The sequence below is a fragment of the Lyngbya aestuarii BL J genome (assembly GCF_000478195.2).
Classification (GTDB): domain Bacteria; phylum Cyanobacteriota; class Cyanobacteriia; order Cyanobacteriales; family Microcoleaceae; genus Capilliphycus; species Capilliphycus aestuarii.
The window spans coordinates 101937-116972 of the sequence record NZ_AUZM01000001.1 but is presented as its reverse complement, the minus strand read 5'-3'; the positions used below and the strand labels follow the sequence as shown (position 1 = coordinate 116972).

Here is a 15036-nt window from a genome sequence, read left to right as displayed (position 1 = left end):
CTTTTTTTTAAGATCACATCAATTCAAGGAAATCACAAGTATGAAGTTTCAAGTGGGATGTCAATTAAAATACGATCTGACAACCGATAGCACATTTATTTTTAATATTAGTGCTGTTAATAATGGTTCCCAACAAGTATTAGAAGAACATCTTCAGATTGAACCTGCAATAAACTCCGAAGAATATGTGTCATCAACGCTGAAAAATCGAATCTTGAGATTAACCGCTCCACCCGGAAAATTGCAAGTATCTTATCAAGCGACTGTGGCTCTTTGTTTAGGAGAAGATAACCCTAATCTAATTCCCGAAATCCCACCCAAAAAACTCCCCTTAAGAGTCTTAAATTATGTCTATCCTTCGCGATACTGTGAGTCCGATCAATTATTCAATTTAGCAAACAATGAATTCGGTCATCTTTTGCCAGACTATTCTAGAGTGACTGCAATTTGTAATTGGATTTATGATAACGTTACTTACTTATCTGGAAGTACAGATGCTCATACTTCCGCGTATGAAATCGTCACTCAACGTTCTGGTGTTTGCCGTGATTTTGCTCATTTAGGTATAGCATTTTGTCGTGCTTTAAATATTCCTGCTCGCTTTGTCAGTGGCTATGCTTATGGTTTAGAACCACCAGATTTTCATGCGGTTTTTGAAGCTTATTTAGGCTCTCGCTGGTATTTATTTGATGCAACTCGTTTAATTCCTCGTAAAGGATTTGTGCGAATTGGTACTGGACGAGACGCGGCTGATATGTCATTTGCTACAATTTTTGGAACAGCTCAACTTGAAGGTCTCAACGTTTCAGTAGACTGTTTAACTGAAGAACCTCCGCAAGCAACATTAGGGGCGATTACCTGTGTTTAGGCTGTTCGTCATTGAAACGAGATGACTAACAATTACGAAATCAATCATATTAAACGTTTCTAAAAACCTGGTAACTTCGGCGAAACCAGGTTTCTCTCCAGTTCTCTCGACGATGCGTACAAGCGAAGCGAAGCTTGGTTTCGGGAGAAATCACAGAAGTGCTAGTTTTTGAGCATATTCATCCTGTGTCAAAATCCCATTGTCTAGAGCGGCTCTTAGTTTTATCATAACTTCCTCTTTTTCTTGTTCAAGCCGTTGATCAATCACCTGATGTCTCAGTTCTTCTTCAACTTGGTGAACTTTAGCCTCAAATTCATCTGCTGTTAAAATCCCATCTGTAAACGCTTCCTGAAACCGAATCAACTTTTCTTCAATTATAAACTCAATTTCGTATTCATCGATTTGATTCTCTACATATTGCTTTTTAGCGGCAAATTCTTCTTCGGTTAGAATATTAGTGGCTAAGGCTGCTTTGAGTTTTTTTAAGTCTTGATCTGCTTTTAATATTGCTTTTTGACGAGCAGAATTATTTTGAGCTTTATAATGATTCTCTTTTTTGGACGAATGAATTGAGATTCCTAGAGGTTCAAGCTCAGATGAATTCATAGATTTTTGAATCTTTTTAAACTTCAATTCTTCTTCAATGTAGGTGATAATTTCATTTTCTACGACTAAAGCCCAACCCGCTCCAGCTAAACCTGTCAAGACAGTCAATCCTCCGAAAAACATCGCAGTTACTCCGGCTCCAGCAATATTTTGTATCCATTTACCTGTGCTAGTTTCTACAACAAATTCAGGCGGATTCGTGAGGTCATTGGACTTATAAACTTTGACTTTAAAAGCTAGATTTGTCCCTAGCACAGTCCTAATTTTACCAACTTTTTGCGCTTGAATTAAGTAAATACCATCAGCTTCTGTTCCTTCAACTTTGTATTGCTTATCTTTAAACCAAAGTAAAAGATTTTTGTAGACAAATTCTAGAGAATCTTTATTGTTTTCTAAGTAATAGTTAATCGCCATTTATTTCTCCTTTAAGCTGATTGATTGAGAAGTAGAGAGATGAATATTTCCGAGAAATATAAGCTTGGTTGTGCCAGTGATAATCTCAAAGTTTCTATCTCTATCTTTAATGTTAAAGTTGTATTCTTAAATATGCCAGCGTAGAATCACTGAACTTTCAAATTTTGTATGTACTAAAAATCTCAGGGATCTCAGTAATTTTACGAGTTGATTGATTCAGCAAGTCTGTACCCCTTTCAAATACACCTCACCAGTTTCGTAGGGGCAGGTAGGTTCCACCTAGCTAGATCGAGGGAGCGAGGTCTCTAACAAATAACCTCAGCAAACCCCCCCCACTAAATTGTCTATCAGATACCTAAATCTCTCGGAGGCGTAGCCGTACCCAGTTTTTTTCTTATCCCTGTTCCCTCTCTTCGTCAGCATTGTAAGCGCCCCTTTGGAGAGAAGGTTTGAGCGATCCGATCCGCTATTGGCTGTCCCCTGTTCTCTGTAAGGGCGTAACGCCCTGACTTCGAGGACTATGCCACTCCTAAAATTGGCTACTGACGGAGAATATCTTTCCTGAGTTAACAAGCGTTTAAACAACCACTCAGAGCATGATGATTAGAATGAATAACATCAAAAAGTCATCACCTTCTGCATGACACCTGAAAGAGTGGCTCAGGAACGCATATAACCGTTAGATAAGTTGATTAAAATAAAGGTAATGTATCTATACTAAAATGATCAACTTGGGGAAAGATCTCATGGAGAACTTAACTGTTAATCATCCTGTGAGTGAGTGGGCTAAATTTTATATTTTAAATGAAAATAAAACCCTCAAAGAACTTGAAGATTCTGATCTAACTTCCGGGCGTCCTACTTATGTGATTACTCATGGCTTTCGCGATAATCCCGGAATACCTAATGAGGTTGAATCAGATAATTGGATGCGAAAAATAGCAACCGAAATCTCTAAACAAGAAGAAGATGCTAACGTTATTTTAGTCAGTTGGGATGCAGGTCAAAAAGTCACAGATTTTTTCAACTATCCTCAACAGGCTCAAAAGACAGAATTTGTCGGAAAAGCGGTTCAAGAAATGCTTTATCGATATGTTAGTTCTGATGTTATTCAACCCGAAACAATTACATTAATTGGTCATAGTTTAGGCGCTCAAGTTGCTGGATTTGCTGGACAATATTCACCGGATGATCAGAAGATTGGAACAATTATTGGTTTAGATCCCGCCGGGCCAGGGTTTGAAAATGCAAATTTTAATCAGAAAACATTAGCAACTTTTCAATCTATTCCAGAACGCTTGGATAAAGGAGATGCAACGCGAGTCATTGCAATTCATACAACGAGTAATCTCGGATATGAAAATCCTCTACCTGTACTGAATTTTGATAATGAAAATACCCTCGATCTTTATCTTAATCAAGGTGAGGCATGGAATCAACCCGATTCTAATCGATTTAATGACTGGTTTGGAGCAAAAGCACATGGTTATGCTCATCGTTTTTTTACTCAATTACTTGCAGGTGAAGGGTTTAATTTACCCTCTGATCCATCTGTTAGTGGTTCCAAAAATTTAGACCAACTTGATAATCCCTTCGTTGAAAATAAATCTGAATTGACTTATCCTTTAATTTCTCTCAATACCCTCAGACAAGGAATTGTAACCGAAGATGAACGTGCTAATCGAGGGATTGTTGATCTCAATACTAAAGATAAAAAACAGGGAGTTTTCTTTAATACAGACTTAAGTTTTCAAGGAACAAATAACAGAGATAATCTTGCTGGAACCAATCAAGGAGATGAATTAATCGGATATGCAGAAGATGACTTAATAAGCGGTTTATCGGGGAATGATGTAATCTGGGGAGGTGAGGGAAATGACACGAGTTATGGAGGGATTGGTGATGATTTGATTAACGGAGATGCAGGTCGTGATATCTTGATTGGCGGTTCAGAAAATGATCAGTTATTTGGGGGTTTTGATGATGATATCTTAAGAGGAGGTACGGGTTTTGATACTTTACAGGGAGGTCAAGGAATAGATGTTTTTATTTTAGAAATGAATGAAGATACTGATCAAATTAAAGATTTTGAAATCGGTATTGATTTTATTGGTTTAACAGATAATCTAACGTTTGAACAGTTAAGCATCGAACCTATATTGCAAGGGACTCAAATTAGTTTTGGCGAACAGATACTTGCTGTTTTTAATCCCGTTGTATTGACACAAGAGGTTTTTATTGTAGTCTAGATTAACTCTTTTTAAATAACTTCAAGGATACAAAAGCGTAGATTAAATAACTCCTCTACGCTTCAATTCTTCCTTTAAACGATCTGTTGAAACTTTATCCCAATCAATCAAATCTTCATAGGATAAACGGTTTTCATTCACAATTTCAGCAATAGGATCACGTACTGATAAAGCCCAAGAGCGGTTCCAATTTCGGTTAGCGGTTTTTCCACTCCAAGTAAATCTTTCTTCTAAAGGAGATTCGAGATCGGCTCGAACTTGATATAAGCAAACGTGAGGATACCAACGTTTTATAGAACCTATTTCATCGTAGGTGAGTAAAAAATTACCAATTTCTAATTCAATTAATTGATCTGCTTCTACTCGATATCCTTGAAAAGCATATCCGTTTGTCTGATTGAGATCGACAAAATCAATTACGCGCCGCCAATATTTTTTTCGTTGACCTGCTTTAGAGGGAACATGAATAATCATTCTAAATTTTTTAGTCTAGATTATTCTCTTACTATTATAACATGAACTCACATTTCTTTAAACAGACTTCAGAGTGGAGATCTGTTTTCTTCAGATTTTAATTTTTGAGTCGAGATCCCAAAAAAAAGTAAACTAGCCCAACAAGAAAACAACCAATCATAATGACTGTAAATCTTTCAGTATTAGCAATTAACTTGATGAACATCCAGAGTAACCCTACAATGAAGAAGATAGAAGATGCTAAATAATAAGTTTTTTTCTGCATTTTATTTAAGGTTTATTTAGAGCATATTCAGCCATTTTCAAAGATTTAGAATTAAGTGTGATTTCAGAATTTTCGTCAGCCTAATACTCACACTCAATGTATTTTAATGCGGTTTATCTAACTTTATTCTCAAGTCAATCCATTAGCTATTAGGTGCTGTTTCTACTCCCGTTGCACCCTCTACTCCTTTTGCAATTTGCTCTGCTTTTGCTAAAACCTCCTTCGCGTCTTCATTATATTTCAAGACAACAGTGCTACCTTTTTGCGCGACCCAAAGACCCACATTATCTGAAATATTTGCATCATCTAATGCTTGAGCAACACGTTTGGCTAAACCACTTTCATCAAAGTTACCATCAATCCCTACTTTTTCGGGTGCAATAGATTTTTCGGTTGCTGCTTTTGAAACGGCTACTTTGGGTGTTGAGGCAGCTTTCTCCTCTTCTTTTTTCCCAAATAGTTTTCCTAAAAAGCCCATAAATTTATCTCCTATTTTCTGTGTTTTTCTTAACAAAAATAAACACAATACAGTGTCTAACACTGCAATTATAAATGTATCTCTCTAGAATGATCTAAATTTATGAAAAATTTAATATTTTTCACAGGGGCCACCACAGAGATCACCGATACTTAATGGATTCTAAACATTTTGGAGAAAAATGCGATCCACCCCCCGGAATCGATCCAGAACAATTTTCCTCATTTCTCTTTACCCATAAATACAGGTTATTGGTAAAGGGACAATATTGAACTCAAATAAAGTTCGGACTCCTTGGGCCAGGAAGGTGTGATCCGTTTTAAGAAAAATTAAGATTATTTCCCTGAAGTTTTTGGTGGAATTAAACTACTGAGAACTGTAACTTTGCTGTTTTCGGGGAGACGCAGTTTGTAATACTGAATGAATCTCAACTTCGTGAGGTAGAATCTCATAGTCACAAGCTAAAGAGGATTTAAGTTTTTCTGGAGAAAGATAATTTTTAGAGAGAATAGTAACGGTTTGAGGACGGCTATTGATAGCAAACAGCGAGAATTGGATTTGAAATTGGTAGATCATAATGCACTCCTAAAGATGGCAGTTTTGTACACTTAGACTCTAAACTGCTATTTGGTGAAAAAAGAGTCTCTAGCATAGCAAACCCACATCAGAAGTGACAAGTTTTGAGCAATTCCGCTCCTTTGCTAAATGAGTAAAGTTGTAACAATCGTTAATATTTAACGTTTAAATTATAAGATTAAGTGACAAAAAAACAAGTTTTAGAGACGCTCAAAGAGAACGTCTCTGTGCTGATTTTAAGGAAATCAAGTGAGTTAAAGTTCACCTGTTGCTAACATTTGAATGAGTCGCGGCGTTCCTGGATCAAATCCTGCAATATCCCAAGAATTTCCATCTTCTGGATCAACTAATGTGATATTGTAGGGTGCAAGCGAAACATAAACCGCCTTGATGTTTGGATTGATTTTTTGACGGTATTCTGCTAACGCTCGACTCGTGTGTTTAATCCCCGCCCAAGTTTCGTTATCCGTCCAAAAACAAATCATATCCGCTTTGAATTTATGACGAATCATCCAATTATAAGCCACGCTTGCATCCGTCCCTCCAAAGTTACTATTATTTGCTTTTGTCATTGCCGTTTTTAAGGAATCTTTTGCTGTAATTCCTAAATCGATGAACTCGGTAGAAAATCCGCGAATCACATAGTTTTTTTCCGCTTTTGCGGTCACTAAAGCCATAACTGTGGCAATTTCACAGCAGGTTAAACCGATGGAATAAACGGTATTCCAAGACATCGAACCGGAGATATCAACGGCGTGTAAAAACACTTTATTTGTGGGTTCAATCACATCAAATGATAACTCAACAGCCTTTTCCAAAATATGAACAATTTGAGGAACAACCGTCCATGTTTTTTGGCTTTTTCCTAAACTTCCCCCAGATTGATAAGTTTTTAGAGCTTTTAACACATCTATCGGGTGAATTCGTCCTTTTTTCAAGTGTTCACGGTTATTTAAAACTTGAGCAACTCGTTTGATATTTTTACGTTCCTTAGAGGTTAAAATTCTTAATTCTGTTAAAGAACCCAAGTTTCTCAACATTGCCCCTATCGGCATTTCATAGAATAGTAACTGCCAAGCTCGTTTATCCATTTTTCCCACAGGAGCAGCCATTTCATGGGTTAAATGACCTTGAGAAATTGCTTTGTGAGTTTGATCGGGATGACGTTTTAACCACTCATACCACCAAATTTGTTTTAACGCTTCAGACGGAATTTGTGAAGGCAATTCATCCCAACCATTGATCACCCAATTAAACAGCAAATTATGGTCTTCTGTGGTTGGTTTTACATGAAATAAACGCAACGCATCACGGTGAGAAAATCCTTGACGTTGTTGATACTTTAACAGTTGATATGCGAGTCCTTTTACATCCTCATTAGTCAGCCAAGCTTTCCCCGCTTCTCGGACAATTTTTCCAAATCCTCGCAGGGCTTTCGTATAGCTTAACCATTCGTAGAAATGGCTTCCAGTACGCACAACTTGCGGAAATATTTCTGTAAAGGCAAGTTTTGCTTCAGGGGTTTCTCCTATTGATAACAAAACCAACGCTAAAATCGGAGCGCTATTATTAATAGAACGTCCATCAGAAGCATAAAGAATTTCATCGGCAACTCGACGAGGATCGGCTTCAATTGCAAGTTGAATTGTATCCACAAATTCTTGAGTTAATTCATGTTTTCCGGCATAATAAGCACCATTGGCAGTTCCAATTAATAAGCAACGCCGTAAGATTTGCCAGATATCCGCTTTGAACATCCATCCGCCCGAACGTCCTTGAGTCATTTCGGCTTTACGACCCGGAAGCGGTTGATTTTGAGGGGTTTTGTTTTGAGAGACAAAAAAGTTATATTTCATGGTTTTCTTTCCTTGCTTTTTGAAAAATTATTCGTTATAATTACACTCATAAAAACGCGAACCACCATCATTAAAAACCGGAGGCTGACGTTTAGATAAATGAGATTGACGATGATTGACAGAAGCCCAGACTTGATCGAGATTAAGAGTGAAGGCGATCAAGCTGACTTCAAATATTATTCGCCAAAAAATAGTATGATTAAACATTTTTTCCTCCGGCCCCTAAAGGCAAATTGGTTTGAAAAAACTTCTGTTTTGGGATGAATCCCAATTGGCAGGGCGGGATTTGTTGGCGAAGCCTTCTCGCAGAGTACCCACATCTCTCGCGGGAAAGCGATAACCCTCATTCTTCGGTCTTTTCAGACAAGGAGTGAATAAGGAATTGTTAGTGTTCTACCGTTAAACTACCTGCCAAAAATTGTTGAAATTTTGATTTTAATTTCCGAATTTTATTTGGTGTAGCGGAGCGGGATTTGAACCCGCATCACTCGTCCATCAGACGATAACCCTCAATTCTTCGGCCTTTTCAGACAAGGAATGAACAAGGAATTGTTAGTGCTTTTTCCTTTTAAGCTACCCGCCACATGAATTATCAGAAATTAAGCTTGATTTTCGGACAGAAACTATTGAACTTTATTTGGTGTAGCGGAGCGGGATTTGAACCCGCATCTCGGCGATTAAGGGGGGATTCGTAGTATAGACGATAACCCTCAATCTGCGTCCCAAAGGGCAAAATTGCGCTTTACCAATTAAGCGACCCGCCACATAAATGACTAGCAATTAATCGGATGAAAACCTGCATTATTTCTAACTTTTGGTTTGCTTCCCGTTTGCTATGTTTATAAGATAAAGTGACAACATTCCCCTAATCGAATTTTGATCTTGACACCGCAAAGCTAGATGTAGACTACACTTGAGAGATAGGGGAAGTTGTTGAGATGGGGGATTCCCCCAACTTTGTGGAAAAAATGCCGCGAATCAGTTATGGCCCACAAGCCAAAAACCGTACTAAACAGTTACTTACCGCTTTGTTGGACTATGCAAACGACGAGTTAGATTGTGATGAAATCGCTTTAGAACGCTTGCAACGAGAGATTAAAACCGATTGGAAGGATGAACGGCAATTAATCGTACAAACAAAGCTGCGGTTTCTAGAAGCGTTGATCAAACTGACTGGAAATGCGCTAACAGTTCCTCAAATTAAAGAAGCGTTAAACCGTCTTACAGATTTTTTGGAAATTTTAGAAGATCATCGTCCCGTACGGCGAGGATCAGAAACATGGCATTTTACGTTAAAGTTTTGGCATAAACGAAGGGATCGCACAGCGATTTTACACCAGTTTAATCAGGAATGGGAACAACGCCGTCCGCAAAAATCTAAACAAGTTGCTGGCGATCAAAAACTTTTTAAAAAGCTCGAAAATTCTCAGGATTATTGTGTTCAAGAAGATGTTAATAATGAAGACTGTAATTCTTGGTTAAAATATTGTCGAGAGAGTTTACAGACCCAACAAATTGAACGTTTAACTACAAATCCTTTAACAGTAAGTGATGGTGTGAAGTTTGAACTTCAGGAAGTTTATATTCCTTTGGGTTTGGTCAAATGGCGATCGCAAAATAAACTACAAAGTGATCAAAGTTGTGAATTTAATGATGCTGAGGATATTGAAACTCAAGATATTATCAATCCTGAGTTATTTCTACAACAGCTACTTACCTCTAAAGACCCTCAACGCCTTGCCATTATCGGAGAACCTGGATCTGGAAAAACGACAGTATTACAACGAATTGCTAATGAATTACTCGAACATAATTTTTTTCCAATTTGGATTTCTTTAGCGGATTTACAGGGAGAGACACTCGAACAGTATTTACTCAAAGATTGGTTAAAAGCTGCCACGCGCAAAGTCATTATTTCACCTGAAAGGCAACAGGAATTTGCCGAATTATTTCAACAAAAACGGGTTTGGTTGCTGTTAGATGCTATTGATGAAATGGGGATTGAATCCAGTGTAGCGTTAAGTTCAGTTGCGCGTCAACTGCGGGGGTGGATAGCAGATGCAAATATAATTCTTACCTGTCGAATTAACCTTTGGGAAATGGGTAAAAATCCCTTAGAAGATTTTGTTACCTATCGTAATTTAAGTTTTTGTGATCATGATTCTAAGTCCTTAAATCAAATTGAACAGTTTATTAAAAAATGGTTTCAACATCAGCCACAACTCGGTGCTCATCTTTTTACTGAACTTGAAAAACCCGAACGTCAGCGAATTCAAGATACTGTTAAAAATCCTCTCTGTTTAGCCCTTCTCTGTCGGATTTGGACAGTCATGCAAGGAAGCTTTCCGAGTACAAAAACCGCCCTTTATAATCAATTTGTTAAAACGCTCTACGAATGGAAACAAGATAGATTTCCGACCACTTTAGCCCAGCGACAACGACTAAATCAAGTTCTCGGAAAGTTAGCCTTAAATGCTTTTTCTCAAGTCGAGATGAAGTTTCGTTTTAGTCAATCTTTTATTGAAACCGTTCTTGATACTGATGAAATTAACTTATTTTCTTTCGCTTTACAACTGGGTTGGCTGCATCCTGTGGGAATTTCAGCGACAACTGGTGAGCGAATTTATGGCTTTTATCACTCAACTTTTCAAGAATATTTTGCAGCACAAGCGATTACAAACTGGAAATTTTTTCTCGATAAAGTAGATTCTCATTATCACATTTTTGCAAATCAATGGCAAGAAATTATTTTACTCTGGTTAGGTCGGCTTGATCTAGAAAATTCAGAGAAAGAAGAATTTATTCAAGCTTTAGTCAATTTTGACGATGATTGTGGTCAATTTTATCAATATCAAGCTTATTGTTTAGCCGCTTCTGGACTATCAGAATTTTCAGAATTTAGTCAAGCCGATCAAATAATTGGTCAATTAATTCATTGGTGTTATGGTGAATTTAATCCGACTCAGCAAAAATGGTTAACTTTTCCAGCACCTATTTTAGAACGAGCGAGAATTGCTTTATTTTCTACTGATCGACCGCGAGTGATTAAACAGCTTGAAAAGCATATACAATCCTTAAATCATTCCCGAATTTGTTGGCTTATTGCCTATAGTTTAGGAAAAAACTTTGCTCGGGGGAACAAAGTTGCTGAAAACACGTTAATAAAATTATTAGAAACGGCACCTGATGAAATTACTAAAATGGAGATTGCTTGCAGTTTAGGACAAGTGAGTATCAGTCATCCTCTTGCGATCAAGACTTTAACAGAAATTCTGCACTCGGCTTCCCAAGATAGCCTTCGCCGTAAAGCCGCCTATCGACTGGGAAAAATAGATCCCGAAAATACAACTGCAATTAACACTTTAGTTTATCTGATTCAATCACCTTCAACTCCTCAAAAAATTAGATCAAGAGTGATTAAAGATTTGTCACAAATTGAGCCTGAACATTCTCTCTTTAAAACACAGTTTATTCTTAATCCTGGGCAAACTAAATCTACTCACCTTCAGACTCAAAAACCGCAGAAAAATCCAGATAAAGCACTGATTATTTTAAAGCAGAAACTGGCGACAACCCCTAAAATTAAATCTCAACGTAAATATGCAATTTCTTTACTTAAACTACAACCTGGGTATCCAAAAGCAATCTCTGTTTTAATTAAGAGTTTACAGATTCCTGAACAAACTCAGAGAACCTATAGAACCACAATAGAAGCTTTGAAGTTAGGATTGCTTGAAGAACAGCTTCCGTTCATTGTCACGAGTTTAAAAGAGTATGCAATTGCTGTAAATCAAGGTAATCGCTCTCCTCAAGCTCTAGAAATTTATAAGTTGTTGTGGTATGCTGCTCAACAGATGTCTTATGCAGATTTTTATGCTGCTTGGCATCAGGTTTAAACTTAATTTGATCTCTCCTCTAATTAACTTTAAACTAAAAAAATAGAAACTTTACTCATTTACAGAGAATAAAAAATGGCAACTTATCTCGTGACAGGAGCAAATCGAGGAATTGGGTTAGAATATTGTCGCCAACTTCAACGTCGAGGAGATGATGTAATTGCGGTTTGTCGTTCAGCTTCCGATGAACTCAAAAATTTAAACGTGCAAATTGAAACCGATGTAGATATCACGTCTGAAACGTCTATTTCTGAGCTACTTAAACGTTTAAGTGATCGCCCCATTGATGTATTAATTAACAATGCCGGAATCGTCGAAAGAATTAGCCTAGATAATCTTGATTTTGAAAGTATTCGTAAACAATTTGAAGTAAATGCAATCGGGCCTTTGCGCTTCACTCATGCACTTCTTCCAAACTTAAAACCGGGTTCAAAAGTCATTATAATGACCAGTAGAATGGGTTCAATTGAAGATAATACCTCCGGAGGTTCTTACGGTTATCGGATGTCAAAGGTAGCCTTGTCAATGGCGGGAAAATCCTTATCCCTTGATTTGAAACCTCGTCAAATTGCAGTTGCTATCCTGCATCCCGGATTAGTAAAAACTCGGATGACTAACTTTACTGACTCGGGAATTACCCCGGAAGAATCAGTCAAGGGATTATTAGCGCGAATTGATGAATTAAACCTAGAAAATACTGGGAATTTTTGGCATTCTAATGGCGAAGTGTTACCTTGGTAGTTCGTTTTTCATTAATGTTGTAAATTTTAATATTAGGATGGATTATGAGGAGAATAATCAATAAATTCCCAATTAAGGGATTGGGTGAGTTGAGTCTCTAAGCAGTATTTTAGGGTAAAATTCCAGTAGCGTTTTGTTCCTCCTGTTTCCTGAGTTGGATCATCGAGTTCCCACAATATTTCAGGTTCACCTGTGAGTTGTAAAACGCGATTACTCTGAAAATCTAAAAATATTAATCCCGCCCGAGGGTTAACAGCAAAATTTCCGAATGTGTTAAACATACTATTACCCAAATAGTCAGGAATTCGTAAAGTTTTTTCATTTAAAACACGCACAAACCCCGGATTTCCTCCTCGATGAGAGGTGTCAACACCTCGACTCGGATAAGCACTCACGACAAAGAATGTATCTGCTGAACTAATTAATATTTGTTGATCGGGTTCTAATTGATTACCTTGACGTTTGAGCGGAGAATACTTTGAGGGTTTAATCTCCACTAAATGTCGTCGTTGAATATATTTTGAACAGTTAGGATAGGATTCTTCTACCGCAATCTGTAAGTGTTCATTTCCCCGATCAATAATACGTCCATTAATTCGCATTCGGCGACGGTTTTCTAACTCAATAAACAACAAACCTACCTGATAATGATGCTGAATATTAGTCCAAAATGGATCATCAAAATTGGGAAATGTGCGAGTTAAATCAAGTTTAACCGTTTGTGAATTAACGACTTCTGCAAAGCCGGGATCACCCAACAATACCGACGCCCACAAATTTTGTTGATCGTCAATACTCCCAAGTATCACCATTGGTTGTTGTTTAATAAATTGGATGACATTTTGAGCCATTGAATTGGTAATAATTCGACCATTCTTTTGCGCTGACTGGGTTTCCCTAGCCCGTTGTTGTACGTGTAGTTCACCCTCGTGAAATGGAGACTCTGGATTCATCTGTTACCTGTGGTTGGAGTAGCTGAGTATAAATTAGCCTAATCTCAATTCAAAGCTGCTTTCATTGAGAATACACGTTGAATCTGAATAAAGGCTGATAATTTTTTGAATGTCATTCTGAGCAAAATCAAGCATCTCACCGATATGTGCGTTACACTGAAAATCACAAAGAATAATCTATCTTAAGATAGAAGTAAAATTTTACTTAATAATTTATCTTGTTCATATTAATTATTGAACTTTGATTTAACTTCAACTTTAATCAAAATTATCTAAATGAAATATTTTAAGTTATTTTTACTTCAAAAACTTAAGCTTCCCTTTATTCTTTTTATTAGTATAACGATATTTGTTCTCATTACACCCCTGAGTATTGCTCAAACTGAAGATGTTATCGTTCCTACTCCGCAGCAATCTTCAGCGAGTCCAGTCAATCAAAGTCAAGATGGCTTATATTTTTCAGATGTTTTAGTGCGAGGAAGACCAATTTTTCAGATTGGAAGTTTGGCTGAAGTGAGTGCTAGCGATCGCGCTAAAATTATTAACCGTAGAATTGCTAGTTTACTCTCTCAATCGGACTCAATTCCCCCTGTTTCAGTTAATATCAACTCTAATCAAAATATTGCCACATTACAGGTAAAAAACCGTGTTTTAATGACCGTAACTCAGCAAGATGCTCAAGATTTTGGTTTAGAATTAGAAGTCCTGGCGCAAAGGTGGAAAGAGCAACTCAATATAGCCTTTGATAAACGTCCTTTAGCGATTGATGTTGGACAGCGCTTATATGAAACCATTCGCCAATTTTTTAGAGATACGATTAGCAATTTACCTGCATTTATTGGTGCATTAATCGTTGTTTTTTTTACTTGGGGAGTCGCGAGCGCTGTTCGTTATGCAGCATTCAAATGGGCGCAAAAAACAGAAGGCGATTCTAACACCGAAGTCTTAATTGGGCGGTTGAGTTATGGGGGTATTTGGGTATTGGGAAGTGTAGTTGCGTTAGGTGTTTTAGGCTTAGATTTTGCGGCACTTTTGGGTGCTTTTGGACTAACCAGTGTCGCAATTGGTTTTAGTCTCAAAGATGTTTTAAGTAACTATATTTCTGGAGTAATTTTACTCGCGGCTCGTCCATTTAGAATTAACGATCAGGTAGTGATTGAAGATTTTGAAGGCACGATTACTCAAATTCAACTGCGAGGAACAACACTCAGAACTTATGACGGACGTTTGGTTTATATCCCTAATCAAGAAGTCTTCCAAGCCAGCATTATTAATAATACAGCTTCTCCTCGTCGTCGTAGTTCAGTCATTGTAGGAATTGATTATGGTGAGGATCTCAGTACAGCGCAAAAAGTTATTTTAAATGCTCTCCATAATATGCCCGAGGTGGAAACAAATCCGGCTGCTGATATTTTAGTTAAAGAACTAGCGCCCAGTACCGTTAACTTAGAAGTACGGTTTTGGGTAGATTCTCGACGAGCGGGCTATTTAGCCACAACTTCTCACGTCACTCAAGCCATTAAAGAAGCATTAGAACAGGCAAATATTGATATGCCAACGGATATTTATACCTTGGTTTTTCGCAATCTACCCAATCAAGTCAATGGCAATGTTACCGCTCAATTAAATCAAGAATAAAAGATGGGTTACACTACGTTAA

Annotated in this window: 12 protein-coding genes and 3 tRNA genes; 5 read left to right on the top strand and 10 right to left on the bottom strand. The window is 37.4% G+C overall.

Annotation, left to right across the window (positions count from 1 at the left end):
- Nucleotides 1–40 precede the first annotated feature (40 nt).
- Entirely contained in the window at nt 41–868 is an 828-nt protein-coding gene (locus M595_RS00455; RefSeq protein ID WP_023063976.1) for a transglutaminase-like domain-containing protein, read from the top strand.
- Between the two features lie 150 nt (nt 869–1018).
- On the opposite strand, the gene M595_RS00450 is transcribed toward M595_RS00455, so the two are convergent.
- Nucleotides 1019–1888, bottom strand: coding sequence for an SHOCT domain-containing protein (locus tag M595_RS00450; RefSeq protein ID WP_023063910.1), 870 nt, complete (start codon nt 1886–1888; stop codon nt 1019–1021).
- Between the two features lie 746 nt (nt 1889–2634).
- Here M595_RS00450 and M595_RS00445 point away from each other — a divergent pair.
- Nucleotides 2635–4137, top strand: coding sequence for an alpha/beta hydrolase family protein (locus tag M595_RS00445; RefSeq protein ID WP_023063932.1), 1503 nt, complete (start codon nt 2635–2637; stop codon nt 4135–4137).
- A gap of 42 nt (nt 4138–4179) precedes the next feature.
- On the opposite strand, the gene M595_RS00440 is transcribed toward M595_RS00445, so the two are convergent.
- From M595_RS00440 to M595_RS30395, 8 genes are all read right to left on the bottom strand, one after another.
- Entirely contained in the window at nt 4180–4611 is a 432-nt protein-coding gene (locus tag M595_RS00440) for a hypothetical protein (protein ID WP_023064014.1), read from the bottom strand.
- A 407-nt stretch (nt 4612–5018) separates the two neighbouring features.
- Nucleotides 5019–5417, bottom strand: coding sequence for a hypothetical protein (locus M595_RS00435; protein ID WP_238986995.1), 399 nt, complete (start codon nt 5415–5417; stop codon nt 5019–5021).
- A gap of 303 nt (nt 5418–5720) precedes the next feature.
- Entirely contained in the window at nt 5721–5930 is a 210-nt protein-coding gene (locus M595_RS00430; protein WP_023063894.1) for a hypothetical protein, read from the bottom strand.
- Between the two features lie 254 nt (nt 5931–6184).
- Entirely contained in the window at nt 6185–7786 is a 1602-nt protein-coding gene (locus M595_RS00425; protein WP_023063937.1) for a TROVE domain-containing protein, read from the bottom strand.
- Between the two features lie 27 nt (nt 7787–7813).
- Nucleotides 7814–7993 carry a hypothetical protein gene (locus M595_RS00420; protein ID WP_023063834.1) on the bottom strand — a complete coding sequence of 60 codons (180 nt, stop codon included), beginning with the start codon at nt 7991–7993 and terminating at the stop codon, nt 7814–7816.
- A gap of 64 nt (nt 7994–8057) precedes the next feature.
- Nucleotides 8058–8200: transfer RNA gene (locus tag M595_RS30405), tRNA-OTHER, on the bottom strand.
- 40 nt (nt 8201–8240) lie between these two features.
- Nucleotides 8241–8370: transfer RNA gene (locus tag M595_RS30400), tRNA-OTHER, on the bottom strand.
- A gap of 54 nt (nt 8371–8424) precedes the next feature.
- Nucleotides 8425–8551 (bottom strand) — tRNA-OTHER (locus M595_RS30395).
- Between the two features lie 173 nt (nt 8552–8724).
- Between M595_RS30395 and M595_RS00415 the strand changes: the two genes are divergently transcribed.
- Together M595_RS00415 and M595_RS00410 are read left to right on the top strand one after the other, a co-directional pair.
- Nucleotides 8725–11682, top strand: a complete 2958-nt coding sequence (locus M595_RS00415; RefSeq protein ID WP_023063968.1) for an NACHT domain-containing protein — start codon at nt 8725–8727, stop codon at nt 11680–11682.
- Between the two features lie 75 nt (nt 11683–11757).
- Nucleotides 11758–12423, top strand: a complete 666-nt coding sequence (locus M595_RS00410) for an SDR family oxidoreductase (RefSeq protein WP_023063964.1) — start codon at nt 11758–11760, stop codon at nt 12421–12423.
- A gap of 32 nt (nt 12424–12455) precedes the next feature.
- Here the strand turns inward: M595_RS00410 and M595_RS00405 are convergent, their stop codons facing one another.
- On the bottom strand, nt 12456–13376 hold the full coding sequence (locus tag M595_RS00405; protein WP_023064064.1) for a PNPOx family protein: 921 nt from the start codon (nt 13374–13376) through the stop codon (nt 12456–12458).
- A 276-nt stretch (nt 13377–13652) separates the two neighbouring features.
- On the opposite strand from M595_RS00405, the gene M595_RS00400 reads away from it, so the two are divergent.
- A complete protein-coding gene (locus tag M595_RS00400; RefSeq protein ID WP_023063947.1) occupies nt 13653–15014 on the top strand; it encodes a mechanosensitive ion channel family protein in 1362 nt (453 codons plus the stop codon).
- Nucleotides 15015–15036 lie beyond the last annotated feature (22 nt).